Origin of the sequence: Bacillus sp. J14TS2, assembly GCF_018333015.1 — a bacterium.
In the GTDB taxonomy this organism is placed as follows: domain Bacteria; phylum Bacillota; class Bacilli; order Bacillales; family Bacillaceae_C; genus Lederbergia.
Map to the genome: position 1 here is coordinate 58,231 of NZ_BORE01000023.1, position 19,260 is coordinate 77,490.

The window sequence follows — 19,260 nt, forward strand, 5'->3', positions numbered from 1 at the left end:
ATCGTTACCGACAGAGGGAATCATTATTCTGTTAAATCAGAAAGGTATTTTCATAGAGTATGATTGTTACCGAAAAAGTAACAAACATAAGCATGGAAAGAGGGGAACCTTTTAACCTCTCTCCATGCTTTTTCGATTTCCAAGAGCTAATTTAAGATATCAGCTCGTATAATTATCAAAATATCCCTGAATAAAGACAATCGGTGTGCCTTTATCTCCGCTTCCTGAAGTTAGGTCAGAAAGAGAACCAATTAAATCTGTTAATTTCCTTGGGGTTGTTCCTTGGGCTTCCATAGCGCCTACGAGATCTTCACCCTTATTATCAATAAATTCGTTGATCGCGTGTTGGAGTTCTTCCCCTCTTAGATCAGCAAAGTTGTTATCTGCTAAGTACTTTAATTTTACTTCATTCGGTGTTCCATCAAGCCCGCTTGTATAAGCAGGAGAGACGACTGGGTCAGCAAGTTCCCAAATTTTCCCGACTGGATCTTTAAAAGCGCCATCCCCGTATACCATTACTTCTACCGTTTTGCCTGTCTTTTCTTTCAAGATTTGTTGAACTTGATCGACAATCGGCTGACAATTGCGTGGGAAAAGCTTGACCTTGTCTTCTGTTGATTTATTTGAACCTAGAAGACCATACTCCTCATTATATCCACTACCATCAATAGAGGCTGATAAGATATTATCCAAACTATAAATCTTTTCTCCGCCATTAGCTTGCAAAATTCTTTTCGTTCTTTCTCGTGTATGGATATCACATGTGAGCACATTTTTTGTATAGTCTAAAATGGTCTTGGGTTGGTTGGAAAAAATAACTTCACAGGCAGCACCGCATTCCTCAATCAGAGATTTGTAGTACTCAATATAATCGACTCCAGTAAACGTATGCTTGATAAAGCCAAAATGGTTACGGAATTGTTCCTCCGTTAGCACATCTGTCCATGGATTGACACCCTTTTCATCAAGCAGGTCGATATCCACTAAATGGTTTCCCACTTCGTCAGAAGGATAGCTTAGCATTAAGATAATCTTCTTTGCTCCTTTTGCAATCCCGCGCAAACAGTTGGAAAAGCGGTTTCGACTTAAAATTGGGAAGATGACACCAATTGGTTCATCACCGAATTTTGCTTGAACATCTTTCGCGATATGATCGACAGTTGCATAATTTCCTTGAGCTCGAGCAACAATTGATTCTGTAATGGAGACAATATCTTTATCGTTAATTTGAAACCCTTCAACCTCAGCCGCTGTTAGTACACTATCGACAACAATGTCTTCGATTTGATCCCCTTGGTTAATGATCGGACAGCGAAGACCTCTGGTTATTGTTCCAACTACTCTTTCCAATATGACCGCTCCTTAAAATAAAAGTTAATTACATGCTTTACGTTCATTGAGATTTAAAGGCCTGATAAGCATATCATCCTTTTGAATAACTCACCTTTGTAATATACAATACTACAAGGGTATAAGTAAAATGAATATATCAAATACCTGATATAAGTGGTGGTTATGTATATGATGCGTTAAAAAGTTCCTATGCCGTATAGTATGGAGCAGACCTGATAAAAAGTATTCACGTTCATACATAAAAGAGTGGTACATGGTCACTCTTTTAAATACTTATTACTATATTCCTTTTCTTCTTCTTGAGTTTTCTTTGCTACCTTAGGTCCACGGCCTTCATTAAAGTTCTTTATTATTGTGAACACATCCCGATCTACCTCATCGAAATTATTTTCCTGCCACTTTTTCAGAATAGAGAGGTGATCATTATGAACCTTCGTATCCATATCCATGGATGAAATTTTATCCATAAAATACTCAATATATGGACTTTCCATTGGAATACGTCTAAACGACTCATCGTTTATTTGGCCCTCTGGGTTGTATGCCCCTTCAATGGGAGCATCCTCTAGTCCGTTTTTATACGATCTTTTATTACTTTGTCATCATCATTAAACCAAATGACTAACCATTCACTATCGATTCTGATTAGCCCTCGTTCATCCCCGAGATAATAAACGATATTATTTTCTTCTTTGAAATACCATGTTTCAGTCGGATCTCCTAATAAGTGGACTATTTCTTCTCTTGATTTATCTGATAACTTGTAATCAGTGAGTAAATCATCAACCATGTAGACTCTTTCTCCAGGATTATTCACCCATCTTTCAGTTGAAAAATGAGATTTATATTCATTAAGGGTTAACATAAATCCGCACAAAATAGGCAGAGTAGAAACTAGAATAAACTGGATGATAAATCGGCGTTTTTCTTTCTTATTAGCAGTAGCTTTAGTCTGTTTTTCCAACACCCATCGAAATACTACTAGGATTATAAAGGGTAAGAGAATCGCTGTTGTGCTCACCAAATTATAGGTAGGGCGTAACCAGTATATATACAGGATATATCCTAAATAAATTAAAATGTACAAATCAACATACAGACGATATATATTTTTAATATTCACACAATATCCCCTTGTTTTAATTACTTTTTAAATTATATACAATATATGACGATTAACAAATAGAATAGTTTCACTTTTTGTAATTTCCTTATTTTTTAATAAAGGCTATGTTGATTGGTTTTAAGTCGATCCATCCCCTCCAATCATAACAATTATTGTCATCCCTGCTTTTTATGAGATAATTAGAGCTGAAATCCATTCTTCACCAAATGTCTGTAGAATCACTCCCAAATGATTTAGGTTTCATAAGACTATTCACAAACCGGAATATTAAAAGTTGCTGCCTTAATCCTGCTTTTTATAAGAGGTGTTTAGATGATAAGTAAATTAGATCTGTATAAGGTTTTTTGTCAGGTAGGGAAAGATAAGAGCTTTTCCAAGGCTGCAAAAGAATTGTATATGACACAACCCGCTGTCAGTCAAGCCATGAAACAGCTGGAAAGAGAATTGGAAATCCGCTTATTTAATCGTACGCCTAAAGGAGTGTCTTTCACAAACGAGGGAAGTCTTCTCTTTGAGTATGTTCAATCGGCAATTAATTTGATTGAAACAGGCGAGGAAAAAATAGCAGAATTTAAAAACCTGACAACAGGCGAATTAAAAATTGGGGTAGGAGATACGATCTCACGGCACTTTCTACTTCCCTATTTAGAAACCTTTCATCAACGCTATCCTAATATTAAATTTAAAATTGTCAATGGCACGACCTTAGAGATGTGTTCCCTTTTAAAATCGGGTGGGATCGATGTCGCGATTTGTAATTTTCCAATTGAGGATCAGAGCCTAAAACAAATCCCATGTATGGATATTCACGATATTTTCGTGTGTGGCCCAGAATATCGGAAAAGTATAATTGAGCCCATTAGTTTAGAGGAAATAACAAAATTCCCCTTGATTTTATTGGAGCCTAAATCGAACTCAAGACAATATGTTGAGGAATATATACGATCCAAAGGCATCCAGATTGAACCTGAATTTGAATTGGGATCTCATGATCTATTACTAGAATTTGCAAAAATCAACCTTGGAATTGCCTCTGTCACAAAAGAGTTCTCCTTGGATTATCTGAATAATGGCTTGTTAGATGAAATTGAATTATCCGAGAGCATTCCGAAAAGAAGTGTAGGCGTCTGCTTTTTAAAAAGTGTGCCGTTATCACCAGCATCGACGAAGTTTGTTGAAGTGATCGAAGGGGAATGAATAATGGCTAATTTACTCTCATTTATAAGATAGGGCCTGCAATAACAGTCTGTTAAGTCCCGGTAAATATGGAAAAGAAACAATGGTACGAGAATATGCACTGTGGACAACTGAAAAATGGGACGTGTACTTTTATGAGATTCATGGTATAATACATATAGAAACTTCATAAAATAATAACAACCGTTTCATGCGGACACATGAAACGGTTGAACAGACTGAACCCCGACAAGAGGGGTTTGGCAGCTTAGGAAATAATCCCTCACTTACCTGCTAAAGTGCATGAGGGATTATTTTTTATGGTTTTTATCTGACATGATAAACGCTATTAACATCCCGAAGGAAATCATTAACGCTAACACGTTTTCAAAATCCATTGGCAACACCCCCCACTTGGGAAGTCTCCCGCCGAAAACTACGGACAAGTTGACAAGTGCTACCCTAACCCCTCATACGAAGATAGTCTATTAAGTTATATTGTATCATATTTGGAAAGATAACCTCTATAAAGATTAGCAAAAACATAGCAGGCAGTATTATCAAAACTTCTATGAAACTTGTGTTTAAAAGTAACCCTTGTTCTAAGAGTCGGAGAGTATAAAAATTTGGCTAGCATTAGGGCCCAATTAAGTGTAGCCGATCCATCGAAAAGCAAACACTTATAGTCGCTGTAATTCTATCCGTTCCGCTAGATATAATGATACTGTTAAGTAACAATAAGGTGTAGTTTTTTTATAAATAGGAATTTTAAAGAGGTATTAACCGACATAGTGCTTTATATATGGGATTAGCCAGCATCAAAAAATCAATGAGGTGAAAACACATGTCGCATGTAAGAATACGATGTACAGGTCTAATAATCGAAAATAACTCTATACTTTTAGTTGAATATGATGATAATGGGGTTCATTACAATTTACCTGGTGGAGGACTAGAACCGGGTGAAACTATATTAGAGGGTGTTGCAAGAGAAGTGTTAGAAGAAACCACAGCACAAGTTGATGTTGGACCGTTAGCATTAATTTATGAGCTTGCCCCGCACAAACAGTCTGGCGATTATGACGTTAATGAGAAACACGGATTGCACCTCATTTTTGAATGTACATTAAAAAAGAATTCAATACCACAATTACCTCAATATCCCGATCCTTATCAATCGGCGGTAAAATGGATCCCACTAGAAGAATTAGATTCCATTTTACTAATACCAAATATTAAACAGCAAATAAAAAACTATATTACGAACAAAAGAAATATCGAATTAGTTGAGGATTATACCCTGGATAGACTCCGATTAGAGCAGTAGTAATTTATATTTCAGACCATACTATTGGGGGCTTTAGCTGAAAAAGATTTAAACAACGTTACTATTGATTTTTGAGCGCAAGCATATTTAATCGCACAGAAATTAAACAACTTCAAGGAGCCCTTCTACAATAAAATGGAGAAAGGCTACTATATTTTTATATCATCCACATTTCTGGACGGTATAATACGTGTCTCAGCTCCAAAAGTGAACAATTTGAATGTCATTAAACAGCTGCTTGATCACTTGCTTGGAGTCAATCTGCCATCATTATTGTTGAATCTTTGGTTCCAATTTGTACTAGCTATTCACGCATATTCTCAATGAATGTTTGTGTTTCTTTATAAGTAAAATCAATTTTAAGCGAGCCCCAACAGGGTTGACCCTACTTCAATCTTCTTCTCAAGCTCTTTGACATCCTCTTTTTCAATTGCTATTCTCTTGTAAAGGAGGATTGTGCACATGAGTGTTTATGATTTCTCGGCAAAGACAATGGATGGCAAGGACAAGCCACTGGCAGACTATAAAGACAAAGTACTTTTAATTGTGAATACAGCAAGTAAATGTGGGTTCACGCCACAGTTCGAAGGATTGCAAAAACTATATGAAACGTATAAAGATCAAGGGTTTGAAGTACTTGGATTTCCATGTAATCAATTTAGTAACCAGGATCCAGGTACAGATGCAGAGATTTCCAACTTTTGTCAGGCGAATTATGGGGTTTCCTTTCAAATGTTCAGTAAGATCGATGTGAAGGGAGAAAATGCACATCCGCTCTTTATCTATTTAACCCAAGAAGCAAAAGGGATGGTTACGAACCAAATTAAGTGGAACTTTACGAAATTTTTAATTGATAAAAACGGCGAAGTAGTGGATAGATTTGCTCCGCAAACAAAGCCCGAGAGCCTTGAAAAGGAAATTGAAAAACTTCTATAACTAAAGCCTATGGAGATCAATGTAAGACGGACTGGGATTAAATCTGTGAATTAGGAAGCCCCTTCTTCAAGTAGTCCGTAGGGACTGCTTGAAGAAGGGGGTGTTCACGTAAACCAAGCCTGGTCTAATTTATCATAATAAGGTTTTAACTGCTGTTGAAGTTGTTGAAAAACTTGTTTTTCTTCCTGTTTTAATATTTCATAACAGTCATTTGCTTGACCAACTTTCAGTTGATAAGGTGCTATGTCTTGTAGCAAGGAGATAAAGTGAAACTTCACTCAATGGGTTTTTTTCATACCCCCACTGAGTGTTAGTTGAACCAATCGGGGATTTACTGGCAGTTGATCCCCCACTTACAATTCTTTTTTTCTCTTCGAATTCTTGGATGGGGGTCTTACTGCTAGTTAATTCGGGATAAATTGATAAAACTCTTGAGGCTCTAAGACTTCTTTTAGGTTTAGCACCATCCCTATAACCTCTCTTTCATTATTTTTTTGGCACTAGCCCCATTGAAGCATCACGGATATACTTTTAATTTCGTTTTAGCCAGTGATTTTGTTCTTACTATTGCCGAATATCAATCCACCAACGATCTTTCGCATTCATGTCCTCCGTATCACCAGATCCGCTGTAATGAAAAGCTTCAAGGAAGATTGAATCCAATTTGTCTTCATCTACAAAATAGCCCAAGTTAATCTGCATTGTTTCTCCTGGTTGGAGACTGCCAATATTGTAAAAGCTTTTTCCGTCTCCGTGTGGTTCTAAATAGTCGACTTCTCCCGTCATGATACTTTCTTCGGCAATCCCTTCTTCTCCAGCATAACTCCACGCATTCTTTTCCGATTTAAGCACTTGTAAGGATGGATGCATATAGATTTCTTCTGTTGCCTGTTTACTATTGTTCTTCACTGTTGTGGTTAAGTAGACAAATTTGAGATTGACTGAAGGAGATTCTATTAATTTGTTAATCGAGTCTTTCCCATCTCCTACTTGGTATACATCCCGTTTGTATGACAGCAATTTTTTCGTCTCGTCCAAAGCCTTGTTAGCAGTTAGTGTTCCTAATCCAACGGGATTAAAGTTTTCTTCTTTAAAATCTTCAATTGAATCAAAGACTTCCACTTTTTCGATCACATAATCCAGTTTGTTGATAGTTCCAGCTAGCTCAAATTTGACTGGCACCGTTTGACCAACTTTAAATAATTGCTTACTATCTTTCTTTAAAGGAATAACCCTCGATTTTGTCGGTTTCTCTGCTTCCTCTTTTTTTTGGTTGGCAAGGAATTCATCATAATCCATTGTGTAGGATGCATTCTCCTCTGAAGCTGGTTCAAGGGAAATATTCTCCATGACAGTCATCATTTGTTCATCACTTACATCCGTTCCCACGTAAGTTTGTAACATCATCCCCTCTTCTTTGAATAATAGAAAAATTTGTCTATCAAACGCTAAATCGTTGCTGCCGTTGTCTCTACTGACAACCACCGCTTTTCTGCCGTTAATCTCCACTGCTTCAGAATTGCTTGAGTACATAGTTGAGAAGTCGGAATTTCTCCCTAATCGCCAAAGTAAGAAGGAAAATCCACCTTGTGCGTAGTTATCTTTAAAGGAATATTTTACTCCAGTTTCATCGTTTGCTTCCATATTTTCTGGTAAATAGTCGATTTTCAGCTTATACCAAGTATCATTCCTTTTGAAGGCCTTATTAGCTATGGAAACAATCACTTCATAATTTTGTTTTTGCACAATCATATCATATGCCTTTACTGCTCCAAAAACAGTCGTGGGCATGCCAATGAATAAACAAGCTGCAGCGATTAAAATGCTTTTCCTTTTTCGTTTGGTCCGAGGCCGTTTATTTTTTAGCTTAATTTCTTCCATAAATAATTTCTTTTTATGCGTGTAGGTATCTGAAAATGCATGTCGTTCTTCCAACTTATCAAAATCATCTAAAGCGATTTTTTCCGCTATTTCATCCATTTTTTTTGAGTCCTTTGAGTTCATCATTTTGGCTACCTCCTATGATCGTAAGTACTCGTTTTCGTGCACGTTCAAATTGCTTTCGTACATTCATTCCCGTTATCCCCATGAGCTTTGAAATTTCTTGATAATTCAAGTCATAGAAGACTTTGTACTTAAAGACTTGTTTGTAAGATTCTTTCAACGTTTTTAAGAGTGTATCAATTTGAACTTCAGACATTACACGCTGTTCCCACTCCCCAATATTTCCATCAGTCACTTCTGTTGACTCTCTCTGACATTCTTCTAGGAGGAGTTCTTGTCGTTTATTTTTTCGATAACTATCAATTGCTTTATTTTTTGTCATCCGCAGAATATAGCGTTTCAGTTCTTGATTATTCAGATTACGGAGTTTTTCTAGATGCCGGTAAAGAGTAATAAATGTCTCTTGAACTACATCTTCAGCCTGCTGAATATTATTCAAGATAGAATAGGCTGCATAATAAACCTTTTGTTCATATAACTCATATAGCTCTTCCATCTTTTCATAGTCGTTGTTTGGACTTTTCATCTAATTCCTCCCTTCACACTATATAACGAATGAAGTATGAACTTTTGTGACATGTCTACTTAATAATTGTGTAAATAATATAGAGTTTAAATATAAAACAATTGGAAGCAAATAGGAATCATCTATTTTGTTGCGAAGACTGTAACCACAATGGTTTGAAACAGTATAACTAGATGTCAATTTATCCATCATTCCCTCAACAGGCACAATCCGTTATAATAGGAAAGTATGTAAAATGACATATGCTATTTTTTCGATTAAATATGATGGGCAAAACATAAATAGAGGTTGGATAAATGCACTTGTGCTTATCCGCAGAGGAGGGACCCTAAGTTGAAGGATATGATAGGAGAAACTTGGGAAACAGAAATTCGCCAATTGGATGCAAAAGGTTCGGGACAGGCTGTTGTTTGGCGGGAAAATGAACATGGAAATAAGAAGAAATTAAAGCTAACAATCCCGCGTACGCTGCCAGGTGAAAAGGTGAGAGTCACTGTTGATCAGCCCCATCGCAGACGAAGGAAGGCTATTCCGGATGAAATTATCCAAGCTCATCCTAAAAGAATCGAACCAGCTTGCCAGCATTTTGACCGTTGTGGAGGCTGTGTTTGGCAGCATTGGGCATATACAGGCCAGCTGGAGCAAAAGACCAATCATGTGAAACAAGCATTAGAAGCACAGGGGTTTGATCCAAATGTAGTGAAAGATGCGATTGGAATGGAGGAGCCTTGGCGTTATCGGAATAAAATGGAATTCACCTTCTCTCCTGAAGGGGAGTTGGGCTTACATGAACAGGGGAATTTCCGTAAAATCATTTCTTTAGAAACATGTTTAATTGCCGGAAAAGAAATGGTTGAGGCAACGATAGAAGTAGCAGAATGGGCGAAGGAGCATCAATTAAAAGGCTATGATAAAGATGCCCATGAAGGGTTATTACGTCACCTGATGGTGCGTCAATCGTATGCGACTGGGGAAATGATGCTGGCTCTTTTTGCAACAGAAGATCCATTTTTACACTTAGAACAAGAGGTAAAGGATTTAGCTAAACGTATTGAGCAAAAGTTCCCACAAGTAAAAAGTCTTTTATGGATGGAAAATACGGATTGGGCTGATCGGACACAATCGGAAAAAACCCATATCTTATCTGGTCGTGATTTTATCTATGATGAGATGCTTGGCTATCGTTATCGTCTATGGTTTGATACCTTTTTTCAAACGAATCCGACCCAAGCACAGAAGTTAGTAGAACTAGCTTTAGAGATGGGGCAACCGAAACAAACGGAAAAAATGATTGATCTGTTCTGTGGAGTTGGCACCTTTTCTCTACCTTTTGCTAGTAGAGTTGAAAAGCTAGCGGGAATTGAAATTGTCGAAACGTCGATTCAATCAGCGAAACGAAATGCTGAAGACAATGGACTCACAAACACCCATTTTTTAGCCAAGGATGCGCGAAAGGGAATTGATCAGGTCTTGGAAAGCTTTGGAAGACCAGAACTATTGCTGCTAGATCCGCCGCGTTCAGGCGCAGGTGGAAAGGTGATGCGCCGAATCGGCCGTTCCCAGCCAGAAAGGATCGTCTATGTATCTTGTAATCCAGATACATTTGCGATAGATCTTAAAGAACTCGTCCCATTTGGCTATAAATTAGAACTCGTCCAACCAGTAGACCTATTTCCGCAAACATATCATGTTGAATGCTGTGCGTTGCTAACTTATACGGGTGTTTAGGTAAAGATACCCTTCCAATTCAGATCCGGACTTCGTGAAAATAAACTTTTCGATTTCCGGGTCTTTTAATGTTTATCTTTTAATATGCCCGGGTTTCCTTTCATGTCAAAACAAAAAGATTAACATACTGCAAAAATTCCTTGCAATTTTTTAAAAAAAGGAGTGTATCAATCCAAGAATAAATAGTTTTCTAAATAATGGTATAATTCAATTTGTAAGGGGATACTTTTGTAAGGATTTTCAAGATAAGAAATGCACGCTAACTTTAGTTTAGGTGGAGTGAAATGGTTGATATTCAATTATTTAAAAAGTTATCTGTTGAGTCCCAGCTTGGTGAAATAGTTGGGGCCCCTGTATCCATATCAGGTGGTCTTTTACATCGGATGTATGCCATTGAAACAAGTAAAGGAAAATTAGCCATAAAATCTCTAAATCCTCAAGTTATGCAAAGGGCGGATGCCATGATGAATTATATTAATTCAGAGAGAATTGCTAATTTGGTATCAAAGGAGATACCTGCTCTCCCAGCTAAAATAATTAATGGCAATTTTATTCAAAAAAAAGATGGTCAATTTTATATTGTTTTTGATTGGATAGAGGGTGAAACGCTTAAAGCAAATATAATCAATCGTAGTCATAGTGAAAAGATGGGCTCTATACTGGCTGATATCCATAGGACAGATTTTTCGGGGCTTAACATAAAGGAAGATAGGAGCAACAATGAAAAAAACATCGACTGGAAATATTAAATACAACAAGGACAAAACAATAATGCTAATTGGGTGGAACTACTGCTTGGAAATGTTGATAAACTTTATGAGTGGAATGCAGCGGCAAATAAAGCAAATAAATTACTTTCGGCAAACTTAGTTATTAGTCATAGGGATTTAGATCCTAAAAATGTATTATGGCATAAAGATAATCCAGTTCTAATTGATTGGGAGTCCGCCGGTTATGTAAATCCAGTGCACGATGTAATTGAAACGGCATTATACTGGTCTGAAGATGAGGATGGAAATGTGGAAAAAGAAAGATTCTTTGCTTTTATAAATGGATATAAACAGAAATATGGAGAAATTCATGCAGACTGGTCTACTGTATTAGAAAATGGTTATCTAGGAAAATTAGATTGGCTTGAATATAATTTAAAACGGTCGTTATGGATTGAATGCACAGATGAAGAAGAACAAAGGATGGGTACGGTACAAGCAGTAGAAACGATAAAAGAACTTAAGAATTATTCAGAGGCAATTTCAAGATTGGTTGCTTGGCTAAAAAATGAAGAATAATCATGCTATAACGATAATTGTTGGGCTGAGGATGATAAGTAGAAGCTGTATACACCAGATACCATAAAGAGATAGAAATGAAAAACTAAGCAAAGGATGTTCAAAATGAGTAAAGGAAATATTGAAGTCCCTCTACGATGTAAGGGGATTGCAGTTGTTTTATTGAAGAAGTTTGATAATGAGTATAAAGTGCTTTTATTAAAACAAGCAACTCCTGTTTTGCAAGATGCATGGTGTTATATTGGCGGTGGGATTGAAGAAGGTGAAACTGCTTGGCAATCTGCTCTAAGGGAAGTTGAAGAGGAGACTGGAATCACAAAGTTTTCATTGTACACGTCTAATAAATTTGATCAATTTTACTCACCTGATGAGGACTATATTTATCTTGCACCAGTATTTGTAGGATATGTGGATGACGAACAGGATGTAATATTAAACTATGAACATAGTGAATATAAATGGTTGAGTTTTAATGAAGCGATTGAACATGTCGCTTTACCAGGAAATGATGAGGTCCTTACCTTTATTGAGAAGCATTTTGTAAAGAATACTCCGAAAGAATTGCTACGTGTAGGGGGAGTTGTGTAGTGGGCTTTTATTATCTTTTGCTACTTATTATTGGTATCGTATTTATAATGCTTGGAGCCTTTCATAAGGATGTCCCTCGTCCGATTAAAATAGTTATATTTTTATTTGTAATAGGGACAGTGTTTATTGTGATGGCGCTTATATTATTGCTCCCCGGTAGCTCAGATATTATTGCAGAACTTTTGAAGTGGAATGGATAATGTTAATTCTCAAGGAGTCTGATATGACCAAATACGGAGTTATTTCTTTGTTATCTTTTCCAATTATAGTAATTTTGCTATTTACTGTAAGACTAGAAGCGGATCCTTACCTTATTGTCTTCGTATCAATCATCATAGCTATTATTGGAATTATTCTGGCGTTCAAAGAGAATAAAAAAGTAACGATAATATCTTTGATGATACTACACTCCATGACCCTTACATATTTATTTTTTCTTTTTGTAACTGTACTCTTTCTTGATGCAAGAGTTCAGAATGGCTAATTTATCTTAATTTATATGGACTACGATTTATAGGGATGGACAAAGAGATTATGTTTGGTTTACACTGGCAATCATGTTATAGATAATTTAGGGGATAACTAGCACCAATCTTTAGGTGTAGAATTGACCTGAAAGTAAGGAATTAGGGGGAAGATACTATGAGCGCAAAAGATAAAATGTTAAATCAAGAATACTATATAAGCTGGGACGACGAGTTAACCAGGGAAAGAGAAAGAGCCAAAGATTTAGTGTTCGAATTAAATAATTTAAAACCTTCAAAACGTCACGAAAGAAGCCAAATTATTACCCAGTTATTTCACTCTATAGGAGAAAATGCGTGGATTGAATCACCTTTTAACTGTGATTATGGATATAATATTATAGTTGGGGATAACTTCTACGCAAATACAAATTGCACAATTTTGGATTGTGCCAAGGTTACTATTGGAAACAATGTGTTATTTGGTCCGAACGTTAGCTTATATACACCAAATCACGCAATCGATGCGGATGAGCGTAAAGAAGGTTATGAGTGTTCATTGCCAATAAATATAGGAGATAATGTTTGGATTAGTGGATCAGTTACGATTGTTCCGGGAGTGACTATTGGTGATAATACAATTATTGGGGCTGGAAGTGTTGTAACAAAAGATATACCTGCAAATGTTGTTGCGGCAGGTGTACCATGCCGAATTCTTAGATCTATCACTGAAAAAGATAAAATAGAGTTAAAGGTACCCGAAACAATCATTAAATAATGTAAGTGCTAAAATAAGTTATTCCGACCTAGACCCCGGATTCGTGAAAATAAACATTCCGATTTCGAGGTCTTTTTTTGTGCATCCCTTTCATTCCTGATGTAAGAATTATAAATTACTGCGGAGCTGATTTAAAAATTTGTTTGCCGCTTTTGAGAATGATTGATGTTTTTTCCAGATAATATTTAGCCCGGCTTCCAGTTTTGGGTATAACGGTCGGAAGCAAAGTTCGCTATCCTCTGAGGTATCAATCAGTTTATCAATGCACATGGCATATCCGATATTTTCTTTCACCATTAGAGAAGCGTTATAAAGTAAGTTATAGCTTCCAATAATATTCAGGCTTTCTATCTCTTGACCAAACCATCCCGCTATTTCATTACTTCCAGCAGTTTGGCGTGAAATAATAAGTGGTTTATCGATTAAGTCTTTTGGATGAATGAAAGGTTTATCCGCCAGCGGACTAGTTTTTAGCATGAGTACACCCCATGTGTCTGTTGCGGGTAATTGGATATAGTTATATTTTTGCTTGTCGGCAGGTTCGATGACAATACCAAAATCCAATAACCCACTATCTAATTTACTAGTAATGTCATCTGCGTTCCCGCTATATGTATGAAATTTAATATTTGGACAAGAAGTAAGAACTTCTTTTAGTGTTTTAGCGATAATGCTCATCGCTTCTGTTTCACCACCGCCAATATATATTTCCCCACTAATAATCTCTTCAGGCTGGTTAAAATTTGCTTCTGTTTTATCTACTAAGCCAACAATTTCCTTTGCCTTTTCCAGCAAGAACATACCTTCTTCTGTTAAGCTGATTTTTCGGTTACCTCTTATAAATAAGGCTGTACCGAGTTCTTTTTCAAGATCACTTAATTGTCTTGATAACGTAGGTTGAGATAGGTGTAAATAGTCTGCTGCTGCTGAAATACTTTCTTGATTTGCTATAGCAATAAAATAACGTAATACTCGAATCTCCATGATATCCCTTCTCCTTCATATGTCTTTTTTGTATAGGAGTATATTCAATATAGGTATTTGTTATCTAAAGAATATCATTTTATAATGATGTTAACAAACAGAAATCTGAAGCAAATCAAAGTGGATGATATAGATTCCTGATTTCTTTTTCAGAGGGTAAGAAAAATAAAGTTGACTAGCTAGGAATAGATGGAACCTTTAAATAAATAATAAAGATGGACTTCTTAATCCTAAATCATGCCTTTTAGGTATATGTATATATCCGATATAGGTATTTGTTATCTATTTTAGACTGATTTATAATTATAACTATAGGAATGATGGTAAATAAAATAAAGGAGGCTTTTTACATGGCTATTAAAGATAAAGTCGTTGTTATTACAGGTGCTTCTTCTGGGATTGGGGAAGCGACAGCTAAATTGTTAGCAAATAAAGGAGCAAAATTAGTACTAGGTGCTCGTCGTGAAGATAAATTACAAAAATTGATGGACGAAATCACTAAAGACGGTGGAACATCTATTTACCGAGTAACAGATGTTACAAAAGCTGAAGACAATCAGAAATTAGTTGAGTTAGCAAAAACAGAATTTGGCAAAGTAGATGTCATCTTTTTGAATGCTGGTTTAATGCCAAACTCACCATTGTCTGAACTGAAAAGCAATGAATGGAATCAAATGGTTGATGTAAATTTAAAAGGTGTTTTAAATGGTCTTGAAGCAGTTCTTCCTGAATTTACGAAACAAAAATCTGGTCATGTGATTACAACCTCCTCCGTAGCTGGACTTAAAGCTTATCCGGGTGGAGCGGTTTATGGTGCAACAAAATGGGCTGTGCGTGATTTAATGGAGGTTCTCCGTATGGAATCGGCACAAGAAGGAACCAATATTCGAACAGCAACCATTTATCCAGCTGCAATCAACACAGAATTGCTTGAAACTATCTCTGATGAACAAACCGAGAAAGATTTTAATGCGTTGTACGACCAATATGGTATTAGTCCGGATCGTGTTGCCAATGTTGTCGCATTTGCCATTGATCAGCCAGAGGATACTAATGTAAATGAATTTACGATTGGTCCAACAACTCAACCTTGGTAAAAAAATGGCGTAGGCTGAGAGTTTAAATTGACTTGCAGTTGATTTTAAGTACTTGAATGAAAAGGGAGATGTAAACATAATGTGGACACAAAAACAAATAAATGCTTTTTCTAAAGCAGATGATATGTATATCTCACCATTTTATGAGGATGGGAAAACGCCTGGAACACCGACTTGGATCTGGTCCGTCGTGGTAGATAATAATTTGTATGTTCGTGCTTATAACGGTCAACGTTCTAGATGGTATCAATCAGCTGTAAGGCAGAGAGCAGGAAAAATAAAGTTGGCCGGACAAGAATATGATGTAACATTCCAATCGATAGACAGCGATTCAGCGTTAACGGAAAAAATTGACAACGCGTATAAAGAAAAATATGCTTCCAGCAGATATCTTGTACCAATGTTCGGAAAAGGACCTGTGAGTGCAACTGTACAGATTTTGAGTGGAAACGAATAAAAATTTTTAAAACCATCTGACCAGCCAAAAAAGAGGCATTCAGGTGGTTTTAGAAAAATAAAGGAGAAATGCAAAATGGATACGATCCAGTTGAATAATAAAGTAACCATGCCACTCTTGGGGTTTGGTGTTTTTCAAATAACGGATCACGAATTATGTGAACAGAGCGTTTTACATGCTTTAAATACCGGCTATCGGATGATTGACACTGCAGCCGGATATGGAAATGAAAAAGCAGTTGGAAATGCAATTAGAAAAAGTGGCATTGCAAGGGAAGAGGTATTTATTACTTCTAAGGTTTGGATTCAAGATAAAGGGTACGAGAAGACCATGGAATCCTTTGAAAAAACACTAGAAAATCTGCAAACAGACTACCTAGATTTATTTCTGATTCACATGCCTTATGGCGACTATCATGGTAGCTGGAGGGCGATGGAGGAATTGTATCATTTTGGGAAAATTAAAGCGATCGGTGTGTGCAATTTTCTGGAAGATCGTTTAGTTGATCTAATATTAACTCATAACGTTGTTCCGGCAGTCAATCAAATTGAAATGCACCCGTTTTGTCAGCAAAAGGAGCTTCGGGGTGTTATGCAAAAATATGACATTAAAACCATGGCTTGGGCACCTTTTGCAGAAGGTAATAATGGTATTTTTACGAATCAAACCTTATCAGAGATAGGCGGGAAATATGGCAAGAGTCCAGCTCAAGTCACATTAAGATGGTTAAGACAGAATGACATTATCACGATTCCAAAATCAGTTCACTTGGAACGCATTCAAGAAAATTTTGCTGTCGATGATTTTGAATTAAGTAACGAGGATCTTCACCAAATTGAAAAGATGGATTTGGAAAAAAGCCTGATATTGGACATTCAAAGTTTGGAAGAGGTTTATCGCCTTCATAACATTTAATTTGGATAGCGAATAGATAAAGTGACCTAAAAACTTAACAAGAAGGGGATATTTAAAGTGGAATTAGAAAAACTTTTATCCACAATGGCTACTGAAGGTATGATTCAAGGTGGTTCAGAAGTCAATGTGGCAATGGTTGCAGTATCAACCGAAACGAGACGTCTATGTGCACAGTTGAATAATGGCGTTTATACAGACGAGCAGATTAGACAACAAGTTTCTCATATTATCGGTCAAGAATTGGATGAAGGGTTTTCCCTGTTTTTGCCATTTACAGCAGATTTCGGAAAAAACATTAAAATTGGGAAAAATGTATTCATTAATTCTGGATGTCGTTTTCAAGATCAAGGTCAAATCATCATTGGGGACGAAAGTCTAATTGGTCATAATGTTGTTTTTGCGACAATTAATCATGATTATAATCCCTTAAACAGAGGAACTATGTACTTGAAACCCATTGTATTGAAGGAGAGAACGTGGATCGGTTCTAATTCAACAATTCTCCCGGGTGTTACAGTTGGTGAAAATGCCATTGTTGCAGCTGGAGCGGTAGTAACGAAAGATGTAGAACCCAATACGATTGTTGGCGGAAATCCTGCTAAGGTTATAGCGAATCTAGAGGATAAAATGTAACTAATCAATACAAATATATCTCTTTAAATAGTTATAGCACGGGAGGGTTTTATGAATACTATTGTTAAGCCAATACTATCTTCACTCATCATATTTTCAATGTTTTTAACAGCCTGTCATAGTGGAAACAATAAAGAAAAAATGAGCAACGAAGAAAATTCGACTATAAATCAAAATAGCAATCAAGAAGTGACAGAAAGTAAATCAAATAATGAGGAAAGTCAAAATGCAACAGCTGATAATAATAGGGTAGTTCCTAATAAGGAGGCAAATAATATAGGAGACACAAAAATAAAATTAACATTTCACGATGAAGAAGTCATTGTTCGTATGCTTGATAATCCAACGAGTAATGCCTTCTTAGAACTACTGCCTCTAACACTGACATTTGAAGATTATGCAGGAACCGAAAAAATTAGTTATCCGCCAAGTGAATTATCGACTGAGGGGGCACCATCAGGAATAGATCCTGCTGCTGGAGATTTTACTTACTATGCTCCATGGGGGAATTTAGCTATATTTTATCAGGATTTTGGTCATTCTAATGGACTGATTAAATTAGGGGAATTTGAATCAGGAATAGAAAAACTTGAAAACCTTGATGGTGATTTTGAAATGGTCATTGAAATAATCGATTAAATTATTATGAAAGATAAAAAGTTGCCAATGGAGGAATAAAAGTGAAATATACAGTTATTACGGGAGCAAGTTCAGGAATAGGATATGCAACTGCTTTGGCATTTGCAGAGCGTGGAAAAAGCCTTATATTGGCTGCCCGCAGAGAAGAGAAGTTAGAAGAATTAAAGGGTAAAATCAAGCGGATTGATCCAAGTTTAGATGTTGTTGTTGCATCTGTCGATTTATCAGTAGCAGAAAAAGTTCATACATTTTATGAATCATTAAATAAATATGAGTTAGAAACATGGATTAACTGTGCTGGTTTTGGAAACTTTGCTTCTGTAAAAGAACAAAAGTTAGATAAAGTTGAATCCATGCTGCGTTTAAATATCGAAGCAGTAACTATTCTTTCTACACTGTTTGTAAGAGATTATGAAAATGTGGAAGGTACACAGCTTATTAATGTCTCTTCGGCAGGTGGTTATATTATGATCTCTGATTTCGTAACTTACTCCGCCACAAAATTCTACGTAAGTTCGTTCACAGAAGGCTTGGCGCAAGAGTTAAAAAGTAAAGGTTCAAAAATGCAGGCAAAGGTTCTAGCCCCTGCTGTGACAGAATCAGAATTTGAACTCCATTCTTTAGATGTTAATGAGTTTCAATATGAAGGACAAGTTTCTAAATTTCATACATCAAAAGAGATGGCTGGTTTTATGTTAGGCCTTTATGATAGCGACAAAATAGTAGGTATGGTGGATGAATCAACTTATGAATTTCATTTGAAGGACCCAATTTTCCCATTTAGAGAATTTAACTAGAATTGAAGCATTTTGATCAAATAGTTGTTGAAAAAAGAAGATAAAACAGTGAATACATTGATTATTGGCGCAAACATTTAAGTGGCAGTATTCACTATGGCCGAAATGGCGCCCTCAGCAATTTGGTATACGCATCAGATAGTACCATCAAAGCGTCGAAGATATTTAGATGCTCCAGCAAAGCCGAGTCTCAGTTGCCATCCTCGACTTTGTGTTGAGAAGATTATCGCATATTTCTCATTGGGAAGTTTGCCACACTATTTTTCTCAAAAGGTTTTACTTAATCTCAAACAACATAGTATAATAGTTTTCTGTGAATTTCCTGGTGTATGAAATAATGTAATTACCAAAAAGAAACATAAAAAATCCCCAGCGACTTCATGTAAGATTAAAGTACCTAACAGGGAACTCAATCTCATCACCCACTCACTAAAAATAGGAGG

Annotated in this window: 19 protein-coding genes and 1 pseudogene; 14 read left to right on the plus strand and 6 right to left on the minus strand. The window is 36.4% G+C overall.

From position 1 onward, the window contains the following. Nucleotides 1-159: 159 nt before the first annotated feature. The 3 genes from KI375_RS24585 to KI375_RS24595 form a co-directional block, all read right to left on the minus strand. Nucleotides 160-1,350, minus strand: coding sequence for a coenzyme F420-0:L-glutamate ligase (locus KI375_RS24585; RefSeq protein WP_212976016.1), 1,191 nt, complete (start codon nt 1,348-1,350; stop codon nt 160-162). A 260-nt stretch (nt 1,351-1,610) separates the two neighbouring features. Next, on the minus strand, nt 1,611-1,847 hold the full coding sequence (locus KI375_RS24590; protein WP_212976017.1) for a DUF6241 domain-containing protein: 237 nt from the start codon (nt 1,845-1,847) through the stop codon (nt 1,611-1,613). 71 nt (nt 1,848-1,918) lie between these two features. Continuing rightward, complete coding sequence (locus tag KI375_RS24595; RefSeq protein ID WP_212976018.1) at nt 1,919-2,320, minus strand: hypothetical protein; 402 nt, start codon at nt 2,318-2,320, stop codon at nt 1,919-1,921. Nucleotides 2,321-2,791: 471 nt separating this feature from the next. Here KI375_RS24595 and KI375_RS24600 point away from each other — a divergent pair, with 471 nt between their 5' ends. The 3 genes from KI375_RS24600 to KI375_RS24610 all read left to right on the plus strand — a co-directional run bounded on the left by KI375_RS24600 (nt 2,792) and on the right by KI375_RS24610 (nt 5,918). Beyond that, nucleotides 2,792-3,676: a LysR family transcriptional regulator gene (locus KI375_RS24600; RefSeq protein ID WP_212976019.1), complete on the plus strand. Its 885-nt coding sequence runs from the start codon at nt 2,792-2,794 to the stop codon at nt 3,674-3,676. Between the two features lie 823 nt (nt 3,677-4,499). After that, a complete protein-coding gene (locus KI375_RS24605; RefSeq protein WP_212976020.1) occupies nt 4,500-4,982 on the plus strand; it encodes an NUDIX domain-containing protein in 483 nt (160 codons plus the stop codon). 462 nt (nt 4,983-5,444) lie between these two features. Then, nucleotides 5,445-5,918: a glutathione peroxidase gene (locus KI375_RS24610; RefSeq protein WP_212976021.1), complete on the plus strand. Its 474-nt coding sequence runs from the start codon at nt 5,445-5,447 to the stop codon at nt 5,916-5,918. A gap of 564 nt (nt 5,919-6,482) precedes the next feature. On the opposite strand, the gene KI375_RS24615 is transcribed toward KI375_RS24610, so the two are convergent. Together KI375_RS24615 and KI375_RS24620 are read right to left on the minus strand one after the other, a co-directional pair. Then, nucleotides 6,483-7,925: a DUF4367 domain-containing protein gene (locus KI375_RS24615; RefSeq protein ID WP_212976022.1), complete on the minus strand. Its 1,443-nt coding sequence runs from the start codon at nt 7,923-7,925 to the stop codon at nt 6,483-6,485. Next, nucleotides 7,891-8,448, minus strand: coding sequence for an RNA polymerase sigma factor (locus KI375_RS24620; protein ID WP_212976023.1), 558 nt, complete (start codon nt 8,446-8,448; stop codon nt 7,891-7,893). Before KI375_RS24620 ends, KI375_RS24615 begins: the two co-directional genes overlap by 35 nt. Before the next feature lie 342 nt (nt 8,449-8,790). On the opposite strand from KI375_RS24620, the gene rlmD reads away from it, so the two are divergent. From rlmD to KI375_RS24645, 5 genes and pseudogenes are all read left to right on the plus strand, one after another. Continuing rightward, a complete protein-coding gene (rlmD, locus tag KI375_RS24625; RefSeq protein WP_374706907.1) occupies nt 8,791-10,176 on the plus strand; it encodes a 23S rRNA (uracil(1939)-C(5))-methyltransferase RlmD in 1,386 nt (461 codons plus the stop codon). Nucleotides 10,177-10,460: 284 nt separating this feature from the next. After that, a pseudogene (locus tag KI375_RS28055) lies at nt 10,461-11,465 on the plus strand (aminoglycoside phosphotransferase family protein). Nucleotides 11,466-11,570: 105 nt separating this feature from the next. Beyond that, complete coding sequence (locus KI375_RS24635) at nt 11,571-12,053, plus strand: NUDIX hydrolase (protein WP_212976025.1); 483 nt, start codon at nt 11,571-11,573, stop codon at nt 12,051-12,053. Continuing rightward, nucleotides 12,053-12,253: a hypothetical protein gene (locus KI375_RS24640; RefSeq protein WP_212976026.1), complete on the plus strand. Its 201-nt coding sequence runs from the start codon at nt 12,053-12,055 to the stop codon at nt 12,251-12,253. Before KI375_RS24635 ends, KI375_RS24640 begins: the two co-directional genes overlap by 1 nt. A gap of 442 nt (nt 12,254-12,695) precedes the next feature. Continuing rightward, on the plus strand, nt 12,696-13,295 hold the full coding sequence (locus KI375_RS24645) for a sugar O-acetyltransferase (RefSeq protein ID WP_212976027.1): 600 nt from the start codon (nt 12,696-12,698) through the stop codon (nt 13,293-13,295). Nucleotides 13,296-13,403: 108 nt separating this feature from the next. On the opposite strand, the gene KI375_RS24650 is transcribed toward KI375_RS24645, so the two are convergent. After that, a complete protein-coding gene (locus KI375_RS24650) occupies nt 13,404-14,279 on the minus strand; it encodes a LysR family transcriptional regulator (protein ID WP_212976028.1) in 876 nt (291 codons plus the stop codon). Between the two features lie 350 nt (nt 14,280-14,629). Between KI375_RS24650 and KI375_RS24655 the strand changes: the two genes are divergently transcribed. The 6 genes from KI375_RS24655 (at nt 14,630) to KI375_RS24680 (ending at nt 18,817) form a co-directional block, all read left to right on the plus strand. After that, nucleotides 14,630-15,376, plus strand: coding sequence for an SDR family oxidoreductase (locus tag KI375_RS24655; protein WP_212976029.1), 747 nt, complete (start codon nt 14,630-14,632; stop codon nt 15,374-15,376). 79 nt (nt 15,377-15,455) lie between these two features. Then, the gene (locus tag KI375_RS24660; protein ID WP_212976030.1) at nt 15,456-15,833 is read left to right on the plus strand and encodes a DUF2255 family protein; all 378 of its coding nucleotides are present in this window, start codon (nt 15,456-15,458) and stop codon (nt 15,831-15,833) included. A gap of 75 nt (nt 15,834-15,908) precedes the next feature. Then, entirely contained in the window at nt 15,909-16,748 is an 840-nt protein-coding gene (locus KI375_RS24665) for an aldo/keto reductase (protein ID WP_212976031.1), read from the plus strand. Between the two features lie 57 nt (nt 16,749-16,805). Further along, entirely contained in the window at nt 16,806-17,381 is a 576-nt protein-coding gene (locus KI375_RS24670) for a DapH/DapD/GlmU-related protein (RefSeq protein WP_212976032.1), read from the plus strand. Between the two features lie 51 nt (nt 17,382-17,432). After that, nucleotides 17,433-18,020, plus strand: a complete 588-nt coding sequence (locus tag KI375_RS24675) for a cyclophilin-like fold protein (RefSeq protein WP_244853037.1) — start codon at nt 17,433-17,435, stop codon at nt 18,018-18,020. Nucleotides 18,021-18,061: 41 nt separating this feature from the next. Next, a complete protein-coding gene (locus tag KI375_RS24680) occupies nt 18,062-18,817 on the plus strand; it encodes an SDR family NAD(P)-dependent oxidoreductase (protein WP_212976033.1) in 756 nt (251 codons plus the stop codon). Nucleotides 18,818-19,260 lie beyond the last annotated feature (443 nt).

What these genes read in the sequence shown, in the direction of transcription:
- KI375_RS24590 (WP_212976017.1), bottom strand. Translation starts at nt 1,847, where the DNA reads ATGGAAAGTCCATATATTGAGTATTTTATGGATAAAATTTCATCCATG.
- KI375_RS24600 (WP_212976019.1), top strand. Translation starts at nt 2,792, where the DNA reads ATGATAAGTAAATTAGATCTGTATAAGGTTTTTTGTCAGGTAGGGAAA.
- KI375_RS24605 (WP_212976020.1), top strand. Translation starts at nt 4,500, where the DNA reads ATGTCGCATGTAAGAATACGATGTACAGGTCTAATAATCGAAAATAAC.
- KI375_RS24610 (WP_212976021.1), top strand. Translation starts at nt 5,445, where the DNA reads ATGAGTGTTTATGATTTCTCGGCAAAGACAATGGATGGCAAGGACAAG.
- KI375_RS24615 (WP_212976022.1), bottom strand. Translation starts at nt 7,925, where the DNA reads ATGATGAACTCAAAGGACTCAAAAAAAATGGATGAAATAGCGGAAAAA.
- KI375_RS24620 (WP_212976023.1), bottom strand. Translation starts at nt 8,448, where the DNA reads ATGAAAAGTCCAAACAACGACTATGAAAAGATGGAAGAGCTATATGAG.
- rlmD (WP_374706907.1), top strand. Translation starts at nt 8,791, where the DNA reads ATGATAGGAGAAACTTGGGAAACAGAAATTCGCCAATTGGATGCAAAA.
- KI375_RS24635 (WP_212976025.1), top strand. Translation starts at nt 11,571, where the DNA reads ATGAGTAAAGGAAATATTGAAGTCCCTCTACGATGTAAGGGGATTGCA.
- KI375_RS24645 (WP_212976027.1), top strand. Translation starts at nt 12,696, where the DNA reads ATGAGCGCAAAAGATAAAATGTTAAATCAAGAATACTATATAAGCTGG.
- KI375_RS24650 (WP_212976028.1), bottom strand. Translation starts at nt 14,279, where the DNA reads ATGGAGATTCGAGTATTACGTTATTTTATTGCTATAGCAAATCAAGAA.
- KI375_RS24655 (WP_212976029.1), top strand. Translation starts at nt 14,630, where the DNA reads ATGGCTATTAAAGATAAAGTCGTTGTTATTACAGGTGCTTCTTCTGGG.
- KI375_RS24660 (WP_212976030.1), top strand. Translation starts at nt 15,456, where the DNA reads ATGTGGACACAAAAACAAATAAATGCTTTTTCTAAAGCAGATGATATG.
- KI375_RS24665 (WP_212976031.1), top strand. Translation starts at nt 15,909, where the DNA reads ATGGATACGATCCAGTTGAATAATAAAGTAACCATGCCACTCTTGGGG.
- KI375_RS24675 (WP_244853037.1), top strand. Translation starts at nt 17,433, where the DNA reads ATGAATACTATTGTTAAGCCAATACTATCTTCACTCATCATATTTTCA.